This window comes from Paenibacillus sp. FSL H8-0175, assembly GCF_045040615.1.
Lineage (GTDB): Bacteria > Bacillota > Bacilli > Paenibacillales > Paenibacillaceae > Paenibacillus_AQ > Paenibacillus_AQ odorifer.
Map to the genome: position 1 here is coordinate 2,834,100 of NZ_CP150299.1, position 24,241 is coordinate 2,858,340.

Below are 24,241 nucleotides of genomic sequence, written 5' to 3' on the forward strand. Positions count from 1 at the left end.
ATTCATGGGAACGGTGTTTTGCTGTGTGAAATTATTTAATGATCTTTGGGTTAACGTGTCCCTGCATTATTACCTGCTGTGGTATTATTACTGCCTCCAGTACTGTTACCTCCGCCGGCTGGTGTTTCCGTCGGTAGTAGCGGGAGAATGTTACCTGGATCCTCAATAACGTCTCCTGGTGTCGTCTCAGGCTCTGTAGGCGCCTCTGTACCAGGTTGTTGATCAGGTGTAGGAGTTGCTTCGGGTGTTGGTGTAATCCCTCCAGCAACGCTGCCAGAAGCCGTCTCATTACCTGCAACATCCACGGCTGTTACATAAAAGGTTGCATTAGCACTTGCAGGTGTACCCGGTGTGAATACCTTGTTCTCATCTGCCATGAGTATAGATTGCTTCTGGAAAGAACCTCCGTTTAATGAACGATATAAGCGGTATCCCACAACATCTGCCGAGCTGCTAGCGGAGAAGCTGATGACCGCTTTACCAGTGCTATAAGAGACGTTAACATTTCCGGGAGCAGCAGGGGAAGCCCCATCGTCCACACGTGGATCAACTTCTGTTGGGAAATCCGTCTTGGCATCGGCTGGCATATAATACTCCAGTGATTTATGATCCTTCATCTTAGGGAAGGCAGCCAGGAGTTCTTTGACTAGTTCCTGTATCGGCTTCTCGCGTTTAACGACGATTTTTTCCTTTAGGAACTCCTCTGGAGTGCCTTCCAACGGGATATAATTGACGCCTTTGTAAGTAATATATTTGGCTTTGGAAATCCCGTCGTCGCTCTCTTTTGGCACATATTTTGTATTAAATATATCCGTTGTGAATTTATCAGTCAGGGATGTTGGCAGTTTGCCGCTATATGCGGAAACTGTCTTTTTGATAATTCCCTCAGGTTGTGCAAATTTGTCTGTGACGAATAGTTCCGGCTGCTTATCAATGACAGCATTCAACACTTTTGCCCATAATGTTTGGGCTTGACGTTTTTGTGTATCTCCCGTAAGAGTGTTGATTTGCTCTTTGTAGCCGACCCACATTCCCAGTGTGACATCAGGAGTGTAGCCCATAAACCATACGTCTCCATAATTCTGGGTAGATCCAGTCTTACCGACAATCGGAATTTCTTTAGAGTGTTTATATTCTCTTTTTACGGTGCTGGCTGTACCCTCTGTAATTACAGTTCGCAGCATATCTGTCATTAGGTAAGCTGTTTGCTTAGAGAATACTTGCTCAGGATTAACCTTGTGCTGATAGATAATTTTGCCCTCTGAATTGACGATTTTCTCAATCATGTAGGCATCATTAAAAGCTCCTTGGTTACCGATAGCGGAATAGGCATTGGTTAACTCTTCTACGGATACTCCGTATTTCAGACCGCCTATAACCCCAGTCTGCGCGCTGTAATCATCATCTGTGAGGGTGGTGATCCCCAGCTTTTTAGTAAAGGCCCAAGATTTCTCTATTCCGACCTTTTCATTAAACAGCTTAAGCGCAGGCAAGTTGAGCGATTTGTTAAGTGCGTAACGGGCAGTGACCAGACCTTGATAGCGATTGTTGGCATTCTTAGGAATGTGGAATCCTTTTCCGCCGTCTTTTAGAATAATTGGCGCGTCATCCACAATCCCGGCAGGCTGAATCAGCCCTGCATCTAAGGCTGGTAAATAAGCTGAAATTGGCTTCATAGTCGATCCGGGCTGACGGATCATTTGGGTAGCATAATTCATCTGCTCAATATTGAAGTCGCGACCCTCAATCATGCCGAGAATGGCTCCGCTTTTGTTGTCGATTAACATGCCAGCCGTTTGTTCCATACCTTTGGTTTTGCTGTCTTTAGTAAAATTATTGCTGTCTTCTGAGACACTATGCATTGCATTGTAAACTTTTTTATCAATGGTTGTGTAGACTCGATAACCGCCGGTCATGAGCTGCTGTCTTGCTTCCTCAAGTAACACGGCATTGTCAGTAGTGCTATTGGCATCCGTTGTGCCATTTTTCTCTTCATTCAATGATAGAAGGATCTCGGATGCTTTACGCTCAGTCTCCATCATCAGATATGGATAGGTAGCATAGGCTTTTTTGGTGTGCGGCGCCAGAGAACTCTTGATATCAAATTGAAGGGCTTCATCATATTGAGAGGTAGTAATCTTATTCTCTTCAAGCATACGACGAAGTACAAGATGTTGACGGTCCATAGCTCTGTTGAAAGCTTTTTCGTTGAATTCACCTATGCCATTAAATGCAGAATAAGTGGAAGGGAGCTGCGGAAGACCAGCCAAATAAGCTGCTTGAGCCACATTCAATTTGTCCAGATCGTCTAGACCGAATATCCCTTTGGCTGCTGCTTTAATTCCGAATACATTGTAGCCATTCGAGCCATTGCCGAAAGGAACCTTATTCAGATAAGCCGTTAATATTTCTTGTTTGGTCAAGAAGCGTTCCAATCTAAGAGAAAGTAGAATTTCTTTTACTTTGCGATCTTCTGTCCGATCCAGATTCAGGAATACACGTCTTGCGAGCTGCTGGGTGAGTGTACTGCCTCCGGTCTGAACGGATTCATTGAGAAGCTTTTGTTTGACGGCACGCAAGGTGCCTTTGAAATCCACGCCATTATGCTCATTAAAATTATTGTCCTCTATAGCGAGAACTGCATCGATAATAAGCTGGGGGATATCGTTGAATTCAATGAGCCTTCGGTCTTCTTCTGTCCGAAGCTGGCCGATCGGTGCGCCGTCTCGGAAATAAGCGAATCCGGTGATCGCATTTTGACTGACCTGCTGCTGAATCATTTCTTCGGAGCGAACAGGTTCATCCTTCACAATGGAAGCGACATAGCCTGCTACAGCACCACCGGCAAATAGAACGCCTATTATTCCAAGAATAAACATCCACTTAACTACAGAACCGAACCTGCTTAGGGCGGATCTGCGGGGTGAAGGCTTCTTAGCGTTTTTTTTCTTGTTCTCTTGAGCCATCGACGATAATTCCTCCTTTTAACGGAATTATTATAGCATAAATTGGCGTTTTTGAATGCGCTTCTACCTGATTCTCATGGACTTAAGATTCGACTTTTGTGCAAAAATTATAAATAAAGTAATTTAGGGTATGATTTGCGGAAGCATAACCTTTTACAAACGGCATGGAATTTAGGATATTGACATAACAAAAAGCCCCCGGATTAATCCGGAGGCTTCGGTCATACCCGCTAAAAGCGAGATATTAACGGTTGTAGAACTCGACGATTTGTTTCTCATCGATATCCTGGGAAAGCTCGGAACGTTCTGGCAAACGAATATATTTACCTTCGAAAGATCCTTCAGCATATTCCAGGTAAGCTGGAAGGTGGTTACGGTTAGCAAGAGCTTCTTTAATGGAAGCCATGCCTTGGCTCTTCTCGCGAAGACCGATAACGTCGCCCAAGCTTACACGGTAAGAAGCGATGTCGACTTTTTTGCCGTTTACAGTTACGTGTCCGTGGGATACCAACTGACGTGCTCCAGCACGGGAGTTAGCAAATCCAAGACGGTAAACTAGGTTGTCCAAGCGGCTTTCAAGCAAGAACATGAAGTTTTCGCCCGCAAGACCTGGAAGTTTTTGTGCTTTAGCGAAGAGAGTACGGAATTGTTTCTCTCCCAAGCCGTACATGTGACGCAGTTTTTGTTTTTCCAAAAGCTGCATTCCGTAGTTACTTACTTTTCTGCGTTGGTTAGCGCCGTGTTGTCCTGGTGGGAAAGGGCGTTTCAGGTCTTTGCCTGTACCGCTAAGGGAAATGCCCAGACGGCGGCTGAGTTTGAATTTAGGTCCGGTGTAACGTGCCATGTTATAGTAGACTCCTTTATATTTGAAATTTCAGGTTAGGGCTCTATTTGCGCCGCATTTCGTATCCGTGATTAGCATTATTGGCTTTCACACTACCAGGGAAGTTCAGCCGCTGCCCTGGCAGTAACGAAATGCGTGAGGGTGACACAACGTTACGCCCAAGTAAGACTTGTTACAGTCTTGTTCAACAATAAATATTATATGAAAGTAGCATATAAAGTCAAGCGCATATTAAAAGAGTTTTTGTCATTCTTTGTCGTTAGTTCTTTGGTCCTAAAAAAAATCCCGGAAATAAGGAAAATATAATGCAATACACAAAGAAAGGGAGTAAAATATAGTTAATTAGATGTTAATTGGGAAGGTTTTTTTTCTTAAATGAGAAGCAAAGGGGATCTTCGTTATGTCAGAACAGAAAGCATACGCTTCTCAAGACAGTCGTATGCTGATACAGGACAAATTGCACACTAGTAGAGATTCCGAAGATCCCACCGCCTGGCTTAGGGAAACGGAAATAGTGTCCCATGACTTCCCATATTTGGCCAATCTGATTGCAGACAGCTTCGAGGAATGGATCGATGGGCTAGAGGCTCTACCATTCGCTAAATCATGGGATTGGTGTGTGCTGAATTTTGAAGGCAGATATTTTGCTAATATTGCCGATCAGCAAGAACGATGGAGGCACCAATGGGAGCAAGCGGCTGCAGCTAGTTTACTTTCTGGCGCAACCTCCTCTGTTCAACTTACGGTGCAGGGTCAGGCTATGAGCTTTTTTACTATACCGCTCATCACTCGCGTTGACAAAGAAATTTTTGCCTTCCTAGGCTGTGCTATGCCGACACAACAATATTTAATGGGTGGACGAGATACTGCTGAGGCTATATCTTTGCAGTACCGGACCATATTCTATCATAAGTTTGAACATATTTTTGTAACTGATCTTGCGAGTGTTCATCAACATGCTGAACGTGAGAGCAATCGCCGCTCCTTGTTATTTCAGATCGTTCAGCGGATGCATGACAATATTGATGTGAACGCTGTGCTTACGGAGGTTATAGATAGCATTTCTGCAATGTACCCTGGTGCCAGGCTTGAGCTGTTTATGTCGCAAGATCACCGCAGCACTCATCCGCAGGTCAAACCTTTACCGTTTCAGATGTCCAGTGATGATGTCTGTGCTAGAGCATTTAAAGACGGCCGTGTTGCTCTGAACACCAACACCGAAGATCAACACATTGTAGAGATTGGTCTTCCGCTAGGCGGGAAGCAAGGGGTTTATGGCGTATTCCACATGGTGATGGATAACTCGATCTTTATGGATGTAGATTTACGGTTTCTCTCGATGGTGGCGGATACCGCAGGTACTGCTTTTGAGAATGCCAAGCTGTATGAACGCTCCAATCAGCTCATTCGTGAGCTGCGTATGAGTAACGAACTTACACAACGGCTGAATCAAAGCTTGCGTTTAGGGGATATTTTTCAATTTGCGTTTGAAGAGCTGTTGGAGATGTTTGGTGCAGACTACTGCTGTATTTTACATATGAACGAAGAAAAGGGCGGGCTAGAGGTTATTGCTTGCAATCATTCCTCCTTGCAAAATGAAATTTTAGAAGTAGGACAAGGTTTAGGCGGGAAGGTCTATACTACTGGGGAATCATTAATCATGTCTAACTACATAGATAATCCTAATACTACTTCTCGTTTAATGAATGCTACCGGGTCGCAGTCGCTGATTGCCACACCTTTAAGTGTAGGTGGTGAAGTGCGTGGTGCCATCATGTTGGCCCATCGCGATGCCCATTATTTTTCTTATGACAATTACAGATTGCTTCAAGCGATGGCGGGGCATATTGGACTAGCTGTAGGGAACGCAAGGCTGCATGCCGAAGTTAGACGATTAGCGAACAGAGATAGCCTAACTGGACTTTATGCTCGTCATTATCTGGACGAAGAAATAAAGGAACGGCAGTCTACAGATTTTTGCGGTTGCTTAATCGTTGTGGATATCGATCAGTTCAAGATGGTGAATGATACCTATGGTCATCAAAAGGGCGACAAGATCTTAAAAGAGGTCAGTGAAATTGTGAAGTCCTCCATCCGTCAAGGGGATATTGCTGCGAGGTGGGGTGGAGAAGAACTGTCGGTCTATTTACCATTAATGGGAGTAGAACAGGCAGTAAATGTGGCTGAACGTATTCGTAAGCGAGTGATGAATGAAACCGAACCTAATGTAACAGTGTCCTGCGGTATAGCAGAATGGAGCTGGATGGACGAACGTGTAAGCGTCGAATCCCTGTTCTATCGAGCGGATATGGCACTGTATAAAGCTAAGAACAATGGGCGTAACCAGGTGATCGTTGACACTAAAGAGAATGGCAGCGGTGTGAAGGAATTGCCTCATAAGTAAAAGAAATAGCAGAGCAGCGGTTCTCCCGTATTTGGAGAGTCGCTGCTTTTTGTTTTGGCAGATGGCTGGCTGCTTCGACTGCTGTATTCATCATGCTGCTGCGAGGTCTTCGGACTCTGATGACGCTATATGCGCGATGTTCGCCTTTTGAGCATGTTATCGGACACCAGAGACACTATTGCTTGGAAAAAGACTCATTTTGTGCGTTTTTAAGGTCAATAGCTGCGCTGGAGTCCGTTGGAATGGGAAATATCGGGAAATGCTGCGTTAAGGGTCAGCTGTGTCCGATAGAGATAACGGCGTGGCGACTGCAACGGTCATATTCGCGCATCGGCACGTGACTAGCAGTTCTCCCGTAATTGGAAAGTCGCTGGTCATTGTTTTTAATAGTTGGCTGGCGCTTCGATTGTGTATCATACATGCCGCTGCGATGCTTTCGGACCCAGATGACGTTATTAGCATGATTTTAGCTTTTTAAGCAAGGTTTCGGACACCAGAGACGCTATTGCTTGGAAAAGGACTCATTTTGTGCGTTTTTAAGGTCAATAGCTGCGCTGGTGTCCGTTGGTATGGGAAATATCGGGAAATGCTGCGTTAAGGGTCAGCTGTGTCCGTTAGAGATAACGGTGCGGCAACTGGCAGCGGTAATATTCGCGCATCGGCATTTGACCAGCATTTCTCACGTAATAGGAAAGTCGCTGGTCATTGTTTTTAATAGTTGGCTGGCTGCTTCGACTGTGTATCAAATATGCCGCTGCGAGGCATTCGGACCCAGATGACGCTATTGGCATGTATTTGCCTTTGGGGCATGTTTTCGGACACCAGAGACACTATTGCTTAGAAAAAGACTCATTTTGTGCGTTTTTAAGGTCAATAACTGCGCTGGAGTCCGTTGGTATGGGAAATATCGGGAAATGCTGCGTTAAGAGTCAGCTGTGTCCGATAGAGATAACGGCGTGGCGACTGCAACGGTCATATTCGCGCATCGGCATTTGACCAGCGGTTCTCCCGTAATAAGGAGTTGCTGGTTATTGTTTTGTTAGTTGGCTCGCTGCTTCGACTGGTGTATTCATCATGCTGCGAGGCTTACGGACTCAGATGACGCTATTGGCATGTATTTTGCCTTTGGGGCATGTTTTCGGACACCAGAGACACTATTGCTTAGTAAAGGGGCATATCGGGCGCAATTCGGGTAAATAGCTGCGCTGGAGTCCGTTGGTATGGGGAATATCGGGAAATGCTGCGTTAAGGGTCAGCTGTGTCCGTTAGAGACAACGGGGTGGCGATTGGCAGCGGTCATATTCGCACATCGGCATTTGACCAGCGGTTCTCCCGTAATTGGAAGGTCGCTGGTCATTGTTTTTAATAGTTGGCTGGCGCTTCGACTGTGTATCAAATATGCCGCTGCGATGCATTCGGACCCAGATGACGCTATTGGCATGATTTTAGCTTTTTAAGTGAGGTTTCGGACTCCAGAGACGCTATTGCTTGGAAAAGGACTCATTTTGTGCGTTTTTAAGGTCAATTGCTGCGCTGGAGTCCGTTGGTATGGGAAATATCGGGAAATGCTGCGTTAAGGGTCAGCTGTGTCCGTTAGAGATAACGGCGTGGCAACTGCAGCGGTAATATTCGCGCATCGGTACGTGACTAGCGGTTCTCCCGTAATAAGGAGTTGCTGGTCATTGTTTTTGATAGTTGGCTGGCTGCTTCGACTGGTGTATCCATCATGCCGCTACGAGGCCTTCGGACTCAGCTGACGTTATTGGCATGATTTTAGCTTTTTAAGTGAGGTTTCGGACACCAGAGACGCTATTGCTTAGTATGAGGGCATATCGGGCGCATTTCGGGTCAATAGCTGCGCTGGAGTCCGTTGGCATACGAAATACCGCAAAATACTGTAATTAAGGTCAACTGTGTCCGATAGAGACAACGGCGTGGCGACTGGCAGCGGTAACTTCGTGAGTCTGAAGGTGGTATGTACTGACATTCAGAAGCAAGCGACAAACGCGCATAAGTTAGAGCAATGTATGGAAACCGATTACAGCAACGTATTTGCATCTGTATAAGGCGCGCAGGAAGGGAGAACCCTATAGTGGGCTGTAAAGTAAAATACTCCAAGAAAGGCCTGATGACCGTGAGAAAGTCATTATTACTGAAGGGGTTAGTTCTTATGATTTTTACCTTGTCCTGCGTGTTCAACAGCGGTTGCAGCGTTATTAGAGACAAACCAGCCAAGGAAGATCTAAGTTTGGTGTTAGCGGGTATAACGGGCAGCGATGGGGTTACTTTTAAAGGGTCAACCATGCTTACAAAAGGTGGAAAGACCGTTCCGGAATCCATGATATTTTACGAAGGCACAGTACAGGACCATAAGAAGGTCAATCTGTATACACTGCTTCCTGATAAATCCTCAGCCACAAAAAAATCAGCAAATAGCGCTAAAGATTTAAAAAGCAGCATCACTTCTATGAAAGCTTTCCATAGTCAGCTAGAGAAAAAAGAGGGGGAATGGGTAGCGTTGACCACTGAAGATTCCTCTGAGGACGGAAATCCGCTTGCTTTGCTTAATCCGTTGAAACAGCTGGAGGAGCTGCAATCCATGGAGGCTAATGTGACTGAAGATGCGGGTGCAGGCAGAGGGACAAATGTGCTGCGGATCGAGCTGACGCCTGCTGAGGCCAGAAAGCAGCTGACTGCTGAATTGGAAAAAGAGATGCAAGACCTTCGACCTGAAACACCAGATTCTGCTGGAAAAATAACAAAGAACGACCAGGCGGTTACGCAAGCTTTGGTGGAGCTATGGGAGAAGAAAAATAATGAATTACAGCAAAAGCTGAAACAAGCTAATGTTGAGACTGTCTACCATTTAACCGTTGATACAAAACATAATCTGCCGAGAAAGCTCACCTTAAATCGTAAGGTTACCTATTCGGAAGCGGGGAATGAATCTGATAATGAAACTTATGTATCACAGGTGAATTTTTCAGGCTTTCGTTGATTTTCACATTATCCCACAGGTCTTGCGCTCCATACAGGGCGTGCTACAATAGAAAAGCTTGCTTATTTTTTAGACAGAGGAAGGAAGAATACACAATGAAAGATCCCAGAATTCAAAAGCTGGCAGCTAACCTAGTCGGTTATTCCGTAAATGTCCAGCCAGGCGAGAACGTGCTCGTCGAAATGATTGGCAATGAAAGAGATTTAATCAAAGCTGTTGTAGAGGAAATCGGCAAGGCCGGCGGTCATGCTTTTGTACAATTAACAGATCGTACAGTCCTGCGCAGCATGCTTAAATACGCAACTCGTGAGAGTCTTCAGACATGGGCTGAAATTGACTTGAACCGGATGAAGCAAATGGATTGTTATATCGGGATTCGTGCAGGTGAGAATGTGAACGATCTGTCCGATGTTCCTGAAGAAAATATGAAATTGTATAACTCGTTGTACTCTCATCCAGTGCATAGCGAACAACGTGTGAAGCATACGAAGTGGGTAGTACTGCGTTATCCGAATGCGAGCATGGCTCAGCTTGCGAATATTAGCACTGAAGCGTTTGAGGACTTTTATTTCGAAGTGTGTAATTTGGATTACGCCAAGATGGACAAGGCTCAGGATGCTTTAGCTGATCTCATGCGCAGAACGGATAAGGTACATATTTTGAGTGCTGGAACAGATCTTAAGTTCTCGATTAAAGGAATCGGTGCAGAGAAATGCTCCGGGCAAAAAAATATTCCGGATGGCGAGGTTTACAGCGCCCCAGTTCGCGATTCTGTAAATGGAACGATCAGCTATAATGCACCGTCAGTATATAATGGAGTGACCTTTGAAAATATCAAATTCAAATTCGAGAATGGAAAAATTGTTGAAGCCACCAGCAATGACTCCGCCCGTTTGAACGAAATTTTGAATTCAGATGACGGCGCGCGTCATATTGGCGAATTCGCTATTGGTTTTAACCCTTACATTCTTCACCCGATGAATGATATTCTTTTTGACGAAAAAATCGCAGGCAGCCTGCACTTTACGCCAGGACAAGCATATGATGTTACAGATAACGGTAACCGCTCCTCCATTCACTGGGATCTTGTGTTGATCCAACGTCCCGATTATGGCGGCGGTGAAATTTATTTTGACGATGTATTGATCCGTAAGGATGGAATTTTTGTGTTGCCGGAACTCGAAGGTCTGAATCCTGAAAACTTGAAATAAAATGTAATAACAAGAAAACTCCTTGCACAAGTAAGCGGATTCAATGTATCATAAGAAATGATAACAAAAGACTAAAGTTTTATAATCAAGTTGCGGAGGGATTTCTATGTCCAGTAACAATGCGGCAATTGTCGATATTGCCCAAACGGCAGGCCAGTTCAACTCTTCAATCGTTCTTCAAGCGGACAACAAGTACATTGATGTTAAAAGTATCCTTGGTTTGTTCACTACTTTGGTGTCCAGCCAAAGCTATGAGCTTCATGTTCATGGGGCAGATGCTGAAGAAGCTAAGAAGGCAATGACTGAAGTGTTTGCAAAACACGGTTTGAAATTCACAGTTGTTGCTGAGTAATAGTCGTGCTAAAAACGTCCTACCGGTTTTCGGTGGGGCGTTTTTTCTAGAAGTAGATACGAAACTTGATAGGATAACGCAGCAGGTTCTTTTAAATATATGGTTAGTATAAACTGAATTGTTGTATTGATACCGGATTTCGTCTAATATTAAGTAAAATAGTAAAAGCAGCTTAACTTTTGGACATGGGGGGGATAGAGGCATGACTTCATCGGAATTACAGGAACAGTATAATCTTAAAGCAATCAATCTTCTACAAGAAGATGCCGATAAAATTCAGCAACTTATAGAAGTGCAGATGGAGAATCTGGCAACACGCTACTGCCCTCTCTATGAGGAAGTGCTGGATACCCAGATGTACGGTTTCTCCAGAGAAGTGGATTTTGCGGTTAGAGCAGGTTTGGTCCCAGAGATTACTGGTAAGATGGTACTAAGTAAGCTGGAGCGTAACTTAGCAGTACTCTACGAGGCTTTGAACAACAAAGCGAAGGAAGAATAAATATCGGTTTCTTAAGTATTTATAGAAGCGCACATGAGGACGAATCGCTCATGTGCGCTTTTTGTTGTGTACAATGGTTAATAATGATTATACGAGATAGAAGGAGACTCCTAAAATCAGGTAGACCGTTAATAACAAGAGACCCTCATACCAGTTAGTTGAGCCGTCCTGAGTAATTGATTTGGCAATAAAGACGGCTACACCGATGGCGACAATTTCGATGGTCGTAAAAACTATGTCCATTGTATCACCCATGAAATAACTGGCGAAGATTAGGACAGGTGCTACGAACAGGGCGATTTGCAGACTGCTTCCAACCGCAATTTCTACTGCCGCACCGATTTTGTTCTTCATGGCCAGCATAATGGCTGCACTATGCTCTGCGGCATTACCGATGATAGCTACGAGGAACGCACCTACAAACAGCTCGCTGAATCCGAAACGTTCTGTCAAAGTCTCTAACGTTCCTACCAGCCACTCACTCACGAAGGCTACCATTACAGTGGCAAGCACGAGATAAAGGATGGATTTGTTTTTGGACCAAGCAGGGGCATGTTCATGAGCTAATTCTTCTTTACCCTCTTCTGTAACGTCCTCTAGATGTTTCTTATGCGTGATCATGGAGAAGATTAGCCAAGCTATGTACGAAGCGATGAGCAGCCCGGCAACGATTAAACTGAGCACATCGGTATCCTTCTCCGTAATAGAGTGGGTGGTAAAGAACATAGCGGGAACAAATAAGGCAATGACGGCAACGATCATCAGGGAGCCATTCATTCCGGCAAGGGTTACGTTGAAGTTCTGAACTTTGAACTTCATCCCGCCGGCGAAAATACTCAATCCTAGAACAAGCAACAGGTTGCCGATAATAGAACCGGTAAGACTGGCTTTGACCATGTCGAACAATCCTTCCTTGACCAGGAAGAAGGCAATGATTAGCTCAGCAGCATTGCCGAAGGTGGCGTTTAGGAAGCCGCCCAGTCGTTGTCCGGCATAATGAGCTACACTTTCAGTGGCCCGGCCGAGAAATCCAGCCACAAACACCACAGCGATTGCTGAGAGAATGAACTGCAGGGTATGATCCCAATCGGCATAATGGCCGATCGCACTAAGGATAAAGGCGATACCCATCAGTGATGGTGAAATCCATTTTTTCAATGTAAAGGACACTCCTATCTATGTATTTAGATTGAATTCATAATCAATATACCCAAATTGTTCCTAGGTGTAAACGAGAAAGCGATAAAGTGATTTGCTTTTTAGCCTGTTTTGGAATTACAATAATTGATAATGAGTGTAGGGGGGATATGGCATGGCAGAACAACTTCAACTGGAAATGGGAAATATACGAATTTCAAATGACGTCGTCTCAAAAATTGCCGGTTTGGCTGCCTTGGAGACTCCGGGAATTGCAGCCATGTCTGGTGGCCTGTCAGAAGGCTGGGCGAAACGTCTAAGCGGTAAGAACGTTCAGAAGGGCGTTACCGTTGAAGTAGGACAGCTGGAAGCAGCAGTAGATCTACGAATTATCGTTCTCTATGAAACACCGATCCACGAAGTGTGCCGGATGCTTCAGCAGAACGTACGTGAAGCTGTGGAGAGCATGACTGGACTTCATATTGTTGAGGTAAATGTCAAAGTTGAAGGCGTAGCTTTCAAGAATGATGAAATCTCTTAAAAAACTTGTACACAAAAAAGCAGTCCAAGGTTAATTCCCTGGGCTGCTTTTTTATGTGTAAATTCCCTAACCTCCGGCTTTATAAAGCTTACCGGGAACGAACCTGTCTAACCGTTGTTACAGATTTCGTTACTTCCTCTTTGGCAGGAAGGTTGGTTTCTCTTGAGATGCTTAGCATAATTCCCATGCACAGCATGCTGACAAGGAGTGAAGAGCCCCCGTAGCTGATAAACGGCAAGGTAACGCCGGTAAGAGGGATTGTATTGGTTACACCGCCGATATTGACAAAGGCCTGAATGGCTATGAGGCCCATAATCCCAATTCCGACGAGCGTACCAAAGGGATCCTTACACCTTAAAGCGATTAGAATACCTCGCCAGATAAAATACAGATATAACATCAAAAATATGGAGGTCCCAAGAAAGCCGAACTCTTCACCAATTACGGGGAAGATAAAGTCCGTATAAGGGTATTTTAGATAGTCCAGCTTTTGAATGCTTTTGCCGAAGCCGGAACCACTTACTCCACCTTGGCCAAGAGCGGTTAAGGATTGAATAATGTTATAACCATCACCCTCAGCAACCTGATAAGGATCTAAAAAGGCAACGATACGACCTTTTCTATAATCCTGAGTGTCAGTGGCTTTATCGGATGGAGATAAGGAATCAATCGCTGCTTTGGCGCCTATAACTAGTCCTACACCCAGCACTAGCAGTGCTATAGAGCCCAGAATATGCTTCATGCTGGCACCACCGGCATAAATAACAAGTCCGCTGGTAGCTACGAGAATAAGGCAAGAACCTAAATCCGGCTGCATCATTATAAGTCCGGCAACAATACCCACGATGACCATTACAGGGATATATCCTGTACGGAAATCTCTAAACCGTTCACCTTTTTTGGTGATGAGTGCTGAGATATACAGGATAATCGATATTTTGGCTAATTCGGTGGGTTGAATTCCAAGTGTTCCGATACTAAGCCAGCTCTTGGCACCATTAATTTTTTCAGAGAAGGCTACCACGAGCAGAAGTATAACGGTGATGATAAAAATAGGTACATACCACTTCTTAAACTTACTGTAGTGAATGTTCATAGCTATAAACATAACAATGGTTCCGAGTACGATCCAGATCACTTGGCGTTTAATGAAAAATAGAGGGTCATTACCGAACTTCGGGCTTGCTAAGGTTAAGCTTGAGCTAGCACTGAAGACCATGACTAGACCGAAACCCACAAGTAGTAGTGTTAAGATAAGTAGTTGGAAATCGGGTGTTCCTCTTTTGGGCAGGCTGACATTTTGTTTCGTCGTTCCCTTTCTGTTACTCAAGCCTCTAACAGCTGCTTTAATTCAAGAATCCGCTTAGCAGCAGTGTCCAATACTGGTTTTGGCACCGGAGATTCATATTCCAGGCCATGAGGGAAGGTTGCTTTTCCTAAGTATACGGCTTCAATTGCAAGTACGGCATCAGACTTCTCTAGCTTTCCCTCGACAGCGCGAGTGTTAATGCGTAGGAAGTATTCGCCACCATCCTGTGGGTCTTCAATTTTGCAGTCGTAAGTGGCACGATAGTATTCCCATTGCCAGCGGATGAAGCCAGCTTTTGTGGCACTCTCGTCCAGATAGAGAAGATCACTCTTCAATCCTACGAGGCCCGTGTTCTCAAAAATCATAGCACGCATATCCCCCTTATGAAGTATAATGATGAATTTCTGATCCGATTGCTGATGTTCTACCTCATGATAGTATGTTTCTAAAGGTTGTGCAAGAGTAGGCAGTGCCTAACAATACCCAGTTTTTTGCGTTTCTGCTACAATAAAAGAATTATAGTCGTTCGCGGCTGGAACAAAGTGAACAGGACTGCTATCGCTTGCTATGGATGCGGGTTTATCGAGAAGGGGATGGAGAACTTATGAAGAGCTTAGCGGTTGATTCGCTCATGCCGGAGATCGTGGAATGGAGACGCCATTTGCATCGTCATCCGGAGTTGTCTTTTCATGAAAAGGAAACGTCAGCATTTATAGCAGATAAGTTAGCCGAATTCGGAATTGAAGTCAGAAAAAGCGGGACAGGGTATGGTGTGCTTGGCATACTACGGGGAAAGCGGCCGGGGAAAACCGTTGTTCTTCGTGCGGACATGGATGCCCTACCTATTAAAGAGGAGAACAAGAAGGATTACGTTTCGCAAAATGAAGGGGTAATGCATGCCTGTGGACATGATGGCCACACTTCCATACTGCTCGGTGTAGCCTCTTACTACAGCAGCCGGCTTGAGGAGCTGGAAGGGGAGCTGCGTTTTCTTTTTCAGCCCGCAGAGGAAGTATGCCCAGGAGGGGCGCAGGGGATGATTGCCGAAGGCATGTTAGAAGGAGCGGATGCGGTGTATGGTCTGCATCTGTGGACTCCATTGCCTATGGGAACTGTTGGGAGTGCTCCGGGACCGTTGATGGCGTCTGCGGACGAGTTTTTTATAGATATCATTGGCAAAGGCGGACATGGCGGCATGCCGAACCGTACCATTGATAGCATCGTGGCGGGAGCGGCGCTGGTGACCCAGCTGCAAAGCATTGTAAGCCGCTCTGTGAACCCGCTGGAGCCCGCTGTACTCAGTGTAGGAACCATTCAAGGGGGGTTCGCCCAGAATGTCATTGCCGAGCAATGCCGGATCACAGGGACAGTGCGGGCATTCGACGAGGAGACACGGCATTTGATACGCCAGCGAATCGAAGAAATGACCGTTTCTATTGCCAGCGCTTACGGGGCAGAAGCTAAGATAGATTACGTTATGGGATATCCTCCCCTCGTAAATCACGATGGTGAAGTGCAGCGGTTTTTCGAGGTGGCCCCAGCGGCTTTAGGAGAATCTGTTGAAGTGATTCGGATGGAAAAGCTGATGCCAGCTGAGGATTTTGCCTATTATGTTAAGGAGATTCCAGGCTGCTTTATGTTTGTGGGTGCCGGAAATCCGGATAAAGAGGCTGACTATCCACATCATCATAGCAAATTTGATTTTGACGAAGATGCCATGCTGCACGGAATGAAGCTGCTCATTGCTATGGCGAATTCCTGTATGCGTGAGGACACAATCGTATAATTTCGTTTCATAGAGGAGAACCTATTCCCATAACATGGAGACCATGATTAGGAGGGTTCATTCTTGAAGACAGTGAAAGAGGTTATGACGAAGGAGCCTGCAACGGTTACGCTGCAAGATAATGTGTATGAAGTTGCCGTGAAAATGCGAGATTATGACACTGGATTTATACCTGTTGTTGATAATGAAGAACATAAGACACTGCTCGGTGTAATTACTGACCGCGATCTCGTGATTAGAGGTTATGCGGCTAAACACCCTGGTTCAACCTCAGTGGAAACTGTAATGAGTAAAGAGATTCAGGCCGTCTCGGAGAATACTTCAGTAGATGAGGCTGCAGAGTTAATGGCTGGCTGGCAAATTCGCAGGCTGGCGGTGACACGTGACCAGAAGCTGGTGGGCGTAGTGTCGATTGGAGATCTGGCTGTGCGCGACATTTTTGCGGATGAAGCTGGTGAAGCCCTCCATGATATTTCGCAGCAGCACTTACATTAAATAGTCAGATAGGGAAGCTCATGACCGTTATGCGGGGATGGGCTTTTTCCTGTTATATGAAAATAAACAAAATTACATAGCGCAAGCTTAAATCACTTGAACACTAGGGAGGAAAAGCTATGAATGGATCAGGAGCTTGCATCGTACGCAGGGACCGGACAATTTTACTGGAATGTGCTCATCCGGATTTTGAGGTGGCAAGGAAAAAGCTAGGGACCTTCGCGGAGCTGATAAAAAGTCCTCCTGCTTACCATACCTACCGAATTACCCCTTTATCTCTTTGGAATGCAGCTGCGCTTAATTATACTGCTGAGGAGATTATCACTAGCCTGCATCACCTTGCACGCTGGGGTGTTCCCACAGGATTGGAGGAGGAAATTGAAACTCTTTTGTCCAGATATGGAAAGCTGACTCTTCATGGCCAAGAGACTCAGAATGAGGTCGTTATGTTAAGAACGGATGCTCCTGAGCTTTTGAATGAGTTGAGTGATGTACAAGGTCTAAAAGCGTTGGGTCTACTGAGAATAAATCCTCTGGAATGCTCGTGCCCTGCGGAGAATAGAGGGCTTTTGAAACAAGAGCTGATGAGATTGGGGTATCCAGTTCTCGACTACGCCGGATATCATGAAGGGCAAGCGCTTAGCTTGACCTGGAAGGAGAATCTCGATACCTGCAAGGCTGATTCGGCAAACGATTCATTTGGCTTACGTGAATATCAGCAGGAGGCCGTTCAGCTGTTTCAAGGGACAGAAGGACAAGGGGGAAGCGGTGTGGTGGTGCTGCCTTGTGGCGCAGGGAAGACCATTGTAGGAGTAGCAGTACTTGAAAGTCTCCAATGTGAAACCCTGATTTTAACTTCAAATACAACGTCCGTAAGGCAATGGATGGATGAATTGCTGGAGCGAACAGATTTGGCTGGAGAGGCAGTAGGTGAATATTCGGGTGAAAAAAGAGAAGTGCGGCCAGTTACCATTGCCACCTATCAAATATTAACGCATCGTTCGTCCAAAGACGGTCCGTTTCTCCATATGAAGCTGTTTAACGAACGCAATTGGGGCTTGATTATATATGATGAGGTTCACCTGCTTCCAGCGCCTGTATTTCGGGCTACAGCAGACATTCAGGCTACACGTCGACTGGGGCTTACAGCCACTTTGGTTAGAGAAGACGGGAAGGAAGGGGATGTGTTCTCTTTAATCGGACCGAAACGCTACGATTTGCCTTGGAAGGAGCTGGAGCAGCAGGGCTGGATCGCTGAAGTGGAATGTGTAGAGATCATTGTGCCGATGAATCCGGAGCTTAAACAAGAATATATGTACGCGGCGGCAAAAGAAAAATTTCGTATGGCTTCCTGCAATCCTGCCAAAGCTGAAATTGTAGCCAAGCTTCTAAAGGTCCATACAGGTTCTTCGGTGCTGGTTATTGGACAATATCTCGACCAGTTAAGTGAACTGGCTGACAGGATCGGGGCGCCTTTAATTACTGGCAAAACGAAGCAGCGTGAAAGAGACGAGCTATATGCGGCTTTTAACGAGGGAGATATACAGGTACTGGTGGTGTCAAAAGTAGCGAATTTCGCGGTGAATTTACCTGACGCGTCAATTGCTATTGAAGTCTCGGGAGCTTATGGATCACGGCAGGAGGAAGCCCAGCGACTAGGTCGAATCCTCCGTCCCAAAGCGGGGGAGAATAAAGCCTATTTCTATACACTGGTATCTGAAGATAGCCGGGAACAGGATTTCGCTTTGCGCCGCCGGATGTTTTTGACTGAGCAGGGCTATGAATATGTCGTTAAAAAGATGCCGAGTGGAGAGGAGCGAACCATCCATTGAACCAGCTGTCAACAGAAGCATTAGAGGTCTTAAAGCGATTATGTGCAGCTTATGCTGCCCAGCCGTTTGAGGAAGGGAAGGAAGAACGATTGCGCCCTGTGGCGCTTTGTCGTGCTGAGCAAAAGCTTGCAATGAACGAATTGCGCCGCGAGGGGCTGTTAACTGCAAGGCATAAAATATTAGGCGAAAAGCTGTACCAGATTCCTGTTGATCAGCTGCCGGCAATTGAACAAGAATTTTTCCCGTATCAGCCGCAATTCATTGCCGGGCATTTAGTGAGTCTTACCATGGAAGCAGGAGCCGGACTGGCGATAGATTTATTTCGGGCTTTGCTGTTCACCGCTTGGGAAGGGTTGCCGCTGACAGCCAAGGGGATTATTCACAAAAAGCATCTAAACCGCTTAGCGGCGCAGCTCTCTTTTGGGGAGGAGCATTTGCAAGGGCTCTCCGTGGGTTCTCTTTTAGAGGAACAGAACACACTTTCTGTCATAGCGACGGTGGATATCCTGCTGTGTCTTGGACTTATTCGCAGGCAGAGTGCCGGATACACGCTTGATCTGGAGCTGTTGGATCGTTGGCTGCAGCTTCCTGAAGCGACGATGAGTGACATTCTTTATGGGATTGTAATTAATCGCTCTGGAAGCGTGGGCCCAGCCGATCAACATTTTCGTTATATAATTTCTAATGCAGATTTTATCCCCGGGAAATGGATAATGCTGCCCGCACTATTAGACTGGATGATGGCTTCTAATCTCACAGGTAACGTTGCCCGTAATGAGCTTGAGAAGTCAAGCTTGAACTGGTTACGTTGTTTAACAGGCTTTGGCTGGTGTGAACTGGGAGAAACCGCTGAGGGCATGTTGTGTTTTCGCTGGACCGCTGCTAAGCCAATGCTATCTGCTGAGAGGGGATCATTCGCTGCTGTTGGGTCTGGAGATACACAGGAACAGTTTATTGTGCAGCCGGATTTCGAGGTGCTGGTTCCACCGGAGGTCCCCTATTCTGTACGATGGACACTGGCTGGCTGCGCTGAGCTCCAGCAAAGTGATACGATATGGAGCTTCCGGCTGACGAAAGAGAGGTTGGAACTTGCAGCTGAGCGTGGAATGTCACCGAATGACATCATCTCCTGGATAAGGGAGCATGCAATGGGCGGGCTTCCTTCGGTGGTTCAAATGTCCCTTGAGCAATGGGCAAAAAGCATTGGCCGTACTTCACTATCGCAAGTAATTCTCTTGACCTGTCAGACGGAAGCCGATGGAGCTGCTATCGCAGCTCACCCGCGTTTACAGGAGAATCTTGAACGTATCGGTCCTTTACATTTCATAGTGGACCCGGAATACATGGAACAGATACGAAAAGAACTGTACTCCGCGGGGCTAGCGCCTTCCAGAATCATTGGAGGACAAGGGGAGGATCCAAACGTAGGGTGGAGTTGGTTTCCTCATGAAACAGGAAACCCCGAGGCAACGTATGTTCTTCCAGAGCTGAATGTAGAACTAGGATTGCTGTCCAAAGGGAATCCTTTTCTTAACCTGCCGGTTATTGCTCCTGAACAAGAGGAGGAGATTCTCTTCGGTGGAGAAAATGTACCGCAGATCTGGAGCAAAGAATGGCGGCATTATCATAGCTCGACTGCACAAAAGGTGATGGAGCAAGGGTTAAGATGGGGAGTCAAAGTGCGTTTTGCACTAAAAGATCAGATGTTAGATTTTATCCCTTCCCGCATAAGCGGAAATCCATGGAGAGTTTCCGGACAGCTGCTCTATCACGATGGTGAAACGGTTGAAGATATAGAGCTCACTCCGGAAGACTGGAAGGAAATGAAGTTAGTTATTCCCAAAGGACGAAGAAATTCCTCTTCTGCTCAAGCGAGTGATTATGGTATGATAGAAAAGTCTACTGAATCGGTAGATCATTAACGAAGAAAAGAGCTGAGTTCATGAGCGTAGCTGAAATAAATACGGTCGATATGGCTGAAGTGCTGACATACGCCTATGAATTAGGCGATATGATTAATCAATCCGCCGAGGTGTCGGATTACTTATACTGGAAAGGACGGGTTGATACGAACCCCGAAATTCAGGCCATGGTCAAACGACTTCAGACTAAGAAGGAGTTGTTTGAAGAAACACAGCGATTCGGACATTTCCACCCGAATTATCATTCAGCAAAGGATGAGGTTTCGGCAGTAGAAGCGGAACTGGAGCGGTTCGAAGAAGTTGTTCGTTTCAAGCTGGCAGAGAAGACCCTTGACGACATTCTGCATTCCATGTCGGAAGCGATTGCTTTTTCAGTATCCGATAGCATTAAAGTACCAAGTAATGATCCTTCCCCTAAAGGTGGATGCGGCAGCGGGGGAAAATGCTCCTGCGGATAAGCTTCCCTTAGGATTTAGAGAGAGAAAGGCGGTTTAGCTTATGTTTGCGGAACGGACAGGATACATCATTTGGGTAAGTGACGTTAAAGCGGCACGTAACCTTGAGAAATACGGAACATTACATTATGTTTCTCGGAAAATGCATTATGCAGTTATGTATGTAAATGCAGAACGGGCCGAGGAAGTTATGAAGAATGTCCGCAGACTCTCCTATGTGCGAAAGATTGAAAGATCTTATCGTAACGAAATTAAGACAGAGTATACTAGTAATGGACCGGACAAGTCCCGTAATTACAGTATGTGATTCCAGGAGATAAACAGGCGCTTAAACAGCGCCTGTTTTTTTTATGCTTATTTACAAAAAAACGCCATTACTCTCGACGGTAGAAACTTGTACAACTTTCGGCAATGAGGTAAGATGACAACATTAAGTGCATACTAAGACCCTTATGGTGGAGTGTGATGATGATGCGCAACAAGGGGACGGATTGGCCCAGCACTTATGAGCCCTTCCACATCATGCTGAACGATTACAGGGTCGCCGATATCGTTATAACCAATCATGCGAAGAGCCGTTATATGGACCGCATCAGCAATGGTGCAAGCAATGCCGAAGAGGTCGCTGCATGGATGTGGCAGTGCCTAATGCAGAATCGGATCAAGCCCTTTTCAAGCAGTGATTATAACGCATATTTAATTGACGATGACTCTGTAGTAATCGCTGAGTTTACGGAATTGACAGGTGAGAGAGATCTCTCAGGCCAGCCATTATATTCTATGATCATCGTTTCGTTTCTTGGGAGAATCTCGGAGATGCCACAGTTGAGAGATTTAAAGACCTATTTTTCACTGCTGCGTAATTCTCACCGCACAAAGCTGTCGAAGAAGAAACGAAGACGCAAATAGTCTATAAAGAAACGGGCAAGAGGCATGCGGCGAGTCTGCATGTCCTTTTTAAAAATATAAGAATTTATATACAGCACGATTATAATATTCTTAAGTTTCTACGAGAAACGATTGTCGTCTTTAAAGGACGTTCTTTTTGTAATATAAGGAGTTGCGAAGCATGAACTTTCATCAGCTGCATATTTTTTATACGGTCTCCGAGCGGGGAAGCTTCTCGGCGGCGGCGCAGACTTTACATATGACTCAACCAGCTGTGACCATGCAGGTACAGGCACTGGAGGATTATTTTGGCACCAAATTGTTTAACCGTTCCACCAAAAAAATCGTACTCTCCGAAGCAGGGCACACCCTGATGCCATACGCGCTGCGCAGTATTCAGCTGATGCGTGAGACGGATCAAGCGATGTCAGCATTCACACATATGCTGGAGGGGCGGCTGCAGCTTGGGGCGAGTCTTACGATAGGAGAATATGTGCTGCCACGGCTGTTAGGCCCTTTCGGAAAGCAATATCCTAACATTTCAATTATGATGAAAGTGATGAATACCTCGCAAATTATGGAGGAAATCCTCAAGCATCAACTGAATTTTGGTTTAATTGAAGCCCCGGTCACACATCCGGACATGGAGATCGAGCCCGTGATGGGGGATGAACTGAAGTTGATCGTGCCACATGATCATCCACTTGCGGAGCAGCAAGAGGTTACCTTGGAGCAAGTGCTTCAGCATCCTTTTGTATTGCGTGAGCAGGGCTCAGGAACGCGGCGTGTGATGGAGGAGCAGCTGTTCTCCAAGGGACTTGATCCGGGAACTATGAAGATCGTGATGGAGCTTGGAAGTACGGGAGCTGTGAAATCAGCGGTGGAAGCAGGTCTTGGCATAACGATCATATCGACCTCTTCGGTTAAGCATGAAGTTGCGCTGGGACTGTTGAAAATTGTGAATATCTCCGATGCCTCTTTTAAAAGACAATTCTACGCTATTCATCTAAAATCAACACTGCTGCCAATTTCTGCAGTAACCTTCCTGACTTATTTGCGTGAGCATTCGAATCAAATCTGATAGTTAAAGCGGGGGATATTACAATGTCAATTGTTCTACGTGGAGAAAAGCTAGTATTGCGCGATATTACAGAGGCTGATTTTCAGAAGCTTTATTATCACTATCATGAAGCTGAAGACCGTGAACACTTGAAATGGGATGGTCCCTATAAATCTCTGGCACATCAAAGATTCGAAAAGTTTACCGAGGACTACATAGGTCATTTGGCGTTAGTTGAGACGGAAACCCCGCGTAACCTGTTGATCATAGAAATAGACGGCAAGGTAAAGGGCAAAGTAGGGCGCTACTGGATATCGCAAGAAACCAACTGGATGGAGATTGGTATAGTAATCTTTGATTCTAGTTATTGGTCAGGTGGTTACGGTACGGAAGCGTTTAAGATGTGGATAGATTATTTATTTAATTCTCTTGATACAGTCCGTCTTGGAATAGGCACCTGGTCAGGGAATAAAAGAATGATCGGGTTGGCAGCGAAATGTGGCATGGTGGAGGAAGCTCGCGTCCGTAAAGCACGAATCGTGCGAGGAGAATACTATGATGCCATAAAAATGGGGATTCTGCGGGAAGAGTGGGAGAATGCAGGTAACCTATCTGCTAAGGATGCATGTGACCTCCATACCCATACTCAAGCCTCTGACGGCATGCAGCCGCCAGCGGAGAATGTACGTCTTGCTAAGGAGAAGGGGCTAAGCGCTGTTGCCATTACGGATCATGATACAGTAGCTGGCGTGAAGGAAGCCTGTGAAGCAGGAGAGAAGTACGGAATAACCGTTGTGCCTGGTGTAGAGATCAGTACGCGTGCTGGTGGCAAAGACATTCATGTGCTGGGCTATTATGTTGATCCTGAGAATGAACAATTTCTCTCACGTTTGGAAGGGCTAAGAGATACCCGGGCACTTAGGAATGAAGCGATAATTACCAAGCTGCAAGACCTTGGGATTGCGATTACCTTGGAACAGGTTATAGCGGGGATCGGGCGGGAATTGAAGCCTGACGAAAGCATCGGCCGGCCACATATTGCCGACGAGCTGGTTCGGCTTGGGGCAGCTACCGATATGAGAGATGCCTTCAACAAGTATTTGGCCGAGGGTGCAGCAGCCTATGTGTCACCTCCCAGAATTACACCGGAGGAAGCTTGCGAGTGGATCATTGAGGCAGGAGGGTCTCCAGTATTAGCCCACCCGGGCTTGTACGGGGATGACCTTCTGGTGCGAGATATTCTGGAGCAAGGCGCTTTTAAAGGGATTGAGGTCTATCACTCTGATCACGGACCTGCGGAAGAAGAACGTTATCAAGTTATGGCTGAGGATTATAATTTGTTAATAACCGGAGGTTCTGACTTTCATGGTGCCCGTCAAGGCGTGATTTTTCACGGGGATATCGGCAGTGTTACGGTTTCTACAAAAGTACTGAAGTTTTTAAACAAGAAGGCATGAAATTAGTCGATTTGCGGAGCGAATTATAAAAACCTCCAGCCTTAGATGTTCAACATCTGCAGCTGGAGGTTTCTTTATATCTAGT

General features: G+C 45.8%; 22 protein-coding genes and 1 pseudogene. 18 read left to right on the plus strand and 5 right to left on the minus strand.

Going from position 1 to position 24,241, the window contains the following annotated elements:
• Positions 1-50: 50 nt before the first annotated feature.
• Positions 51-2,966 (minus strand): transglycosylase domain-containing protein, encoded by a 2,916-nt coding sequence (locus tag MHH46_RS12310; protein ID WP_076189866.1) that lies wholly within the window; start codon positions 2,964-2,966, stop codon positions 51-53.
• Between the two features lie 244 nt (positions 2,967-3,210).
• Entirely contained in the window at positions 3,211-3,810 is a 600-nt protein-coding gene (gene rpsD, locus MHH46_RS12315) for a 30S ribosomal protein S4 (RefSeq protein ID WP_036686147.1), read from the minus strand.
• 400 nt (positions 3,811-4,210) lie between these two features.
• Here rpsD and MHH46_RS12320 point away from each other — a divergent pair, with 400 nt between their 5' ends.
• The 7 genes from MHH46_RS12320 (at position 4,211) to MHH46_RS12350 (ending at position 11,274) form a co-directional block, all read left to right on the plus strand.
• Positions 4,211-6,214, plus strand: coding sequence for a sensor domain-containing diguanylate cyclase (locus MHH46_RS12320; protein ID WP_076189867.1), 2,004 nt, complete (start codon positions 4,211-4,213; stop codon positions 6,212-6,214).
• Between the two features lie 1,220 nt (positions 6,215-7,434).
• A complete protein-coding gene (locus MHH46_RS12325; protein ID WP_076189868.1) occupies positions 7,435-7,671 on the plus strand; it encodes a hypothetical protein in 237 nt (78 codons plus the stop codon).
• 456 nt (positions 7,672-8,127) lie between these two features.
• Positions 8,128-8,280 (plus strand): hypothetical protein, encoded by a 153-nt coding sequence (locus MHH46_RS12330; RefSeq protein WP_179086238.1) that lies wholly within the window; start codon positions 8,128-8,130, stop codon positions 8,278-8,280.
• 26 nt (positions 8,281-8,306) lie between these two features.
• On the plus strand, positions 8,307-9,212 hold the full coding sequence (locus MHH46_RS12335) for a hypothetical protein (RefSeq protein ID WP_076189869.1): 906 nt from the start codon (positions 8,307-8,309) through the stop codon (positions 9,210-9,212).
• 95 nt (positions 9,213-9,307) lie between these two features.
• Positions 9,308-10,423: an aminopeptidase gene (locus MHH46_RS12340; protein WP_036686152.1), complete on the plus strand. Its 1,116-nt coding sequence runs from the start codon at positions 9,308-9,310 to the stop codon at positions 10,421-10,423.
• A 106-nt stretch (positions 10,424-10,529) separates the two neighbouring features.
• On the plus strand, positions 10,530-10,775 hold the full coding sequence (locus MHH46_RS12345; RefSeq protein WP_036686154.1) for an HPr family phosphocarrier protein: 246 nt from the start codon (positions 10,530-10,532) through the stop codon (positions 10,773-10,775).
• A gap of 202 nt (positions 10,776-10,977) precedes the next feature.
• Positions 10,978-11,274, plus strand: coding sequence for a YlaN family protein (locus MHH46_RS12350; RefSeq protein WP_036686156.1), 297 nt, complete (start codon positions 10,978-10,980; stop codon positions 11,272-11,274).
• Positions 11,275-11,361: 87 nt separating this feature from the next.
• Here the strand turns inward: MHH46_RS12350 and cax are convergent, their stop codons facing one another.
• Complete coding sequence (cax, locus tag MHH46_RS12355) at positions 11,362-12,432, minus strand: calcium/proton exchanger (RefSeq protein WP_036686157.1); 1,071 nt, start codon at positions 12,430-12,432, stop codon at positions 11,362-11,364.
• A gap of 154 nt (positions 12,433-12,586) precedes the next feature.
• On the opposite strand from cax, the gene MHH46_RS12360 reads away from it, so the two are divergent.
• Positions 12,587-12,952, plus strand: coding sequence for an Asp23/Gls24 family envelope stress response protein (locus MHH46_RS12360; protein WP_019911482.1), 366 nt, complete (start codon positions 12,587-12,589; stop codon positions 12,950-12,952).
• Positions 12,953-13,040: 88 nt separating this feature from the next.
• On the opposite strand, the gene ftsW is transcribed toward MHH46_RS12360, so the two are convergent.
• Both ftsW and MHH46_RS12370 read right to left on the minus strand, forming a co-directional pair.
• The gene (ftsW, locus tag MHH46_RS12365) at positions 13,041-14,282 is read right to left on the minus strand and encodes a putative lipid II flippase FtsW (RefSeq protein WP_081387374.1); all 1,242 of its coding nucleotides are present in this window, start codon (positions 14,280-14,282) and stop codon (positions 13,041-13,043) included.
• On the minus strand, positions 14,279-14,626 hold the full coding sequence (locus MHH46_RS12370; protein WP_036686159.1) for a YugN family protein: 348 nt from the start codon (positions 14,624-14,626) through the stop codon (positions 14,279-14,281). The genes ftsW and MHH46_RS12370 overlap by 4 nt, the downstream gene beginning before the upstream one ends.
• Before the next feature lie 239 nt (positions 14,627-14,865).
• Here MHH46_RS12370 and MHH46_RS12375 point away from each other — a divergent pair, with 239 nt between their 5' ends.
• From MHH46_RS12375 to MHH46_RS12420, 10 genes and pseudogenes are all read left to right on the plus strand, one after another.
• Positions 14,866-16,047, plus strand: a complete 1,182-nt coding sequence (locus MHH46_RS12375) for a M20 family metallopeptidase (RefSeq protein ID WP_076189870.1) — start codon at positions 14,866-14,868, stop codon at positions 16,045-16,047.
• Positions 16,048-16,110: 63 nt separating this feature from the next.
• Positions 16,111-16,542, plus strand: coding sequence for a CBS domain-containing protein (locus MHH46_RS12380; protein WP_076129131.1), 432 nt, complete (start codon positions 16,111-16,113; stop codon positions 16,540-16,542).
• Positions 16,543-16,661: 119 nt separating this feature from the next.
• Positions 16,662-18,374: a DNA repair helicase XPB gene (locus MHH46_RS12385; protein ID WP_076189871.1), complete on the plus strand. Its 1,713-nt coding sequence runs from the start codon at positions 16,662-16,664 to the stop codon at positions 18,372-18,374.
• Complete coding sequence (locus MHH46_RS12390) at positions 18,371-20,296, plus strand: helicase-associated domain-containing protein (protein ID WP_076189872.1); 1,926 nt, start codon at positions 18,371-18,373, stop codon at positions 20,294-20,296. The genes MHH46_RS12385 and MHH46_RS12390 overlap by 4 nt, the downstream gene beginning before the upstream one ends.
• A gap of 20 nt (positions 20,297-20,316) precedes the next feature.
• The gene (locus tag MHH46_RS12395; protein ID WP_076129134.1) at positions 20,317-20,754 is read left to right on the plus strand and encodes a YlbF family regulator; all 438 of its coding nucleotides are present in this window, start codon (positions 20,317-20,319) and stop codon (positions 20,752-20,754) included.
• A 40-nt stretch (positions 20,755-20,794) separates the two neighbouring features.
• Positions 20,795-21,058, plus strand: coding sequence for a YlbG family protein (locus tag MHH46_RS12400; RefSeq protein WP_036686170.1), 264 nt, complete (start codon positions 20,795-20,797; stop codon positions 21,056-21,058).
• 164 nt (positions 21,059-21,222) lie between these two features.
• Positions 21,223-21,660, plus strand: a complete 438-nt coding sequence (locus MHH46_RS12405; protein ID WP_076129159.1) for a hypothetical protein — start codon at positions 21,223-21,225, stop codon at positions 21,658-21,660.
• Between the two features lie 160 nt (positions 21,661-21,820).
• A complete protein-coding gene (locus MHH46_RS12410) occupies positions 21,821-22,720 on the plus strand; it encodes a selenium metabolism-associated LysR family transcriptional regulator (protein ID WP_076129135.1) in 900 nt (299 codons plus the stop codon).
• Between the two features lie 23 nt (positions 22,721-22,743).
• Positions 22,744-23,196, plus strand: a pseudogene (locus MHH46_RS12415) (GNAT family N-acetyltransferase); the annotation flags it as partial.
• A 72-nt stretch (positions 23,197-23,268) separates the two neighbouring features.
• Positions 23,269-24,156 carry a PHP domain-containing protein gene (locus MHH46_RS12420; RefSeq protein WP_076190152.1) on the plus strand — a complete coding sequence of 296 codons (888 nt, stop codon included), beginning with the start codon at positions 23,269-23,271 and terminating at the stop codon, positions 24,154-24,156.
• Positions 24,157-24,241 lie beyond the last annotated feature (85 nt).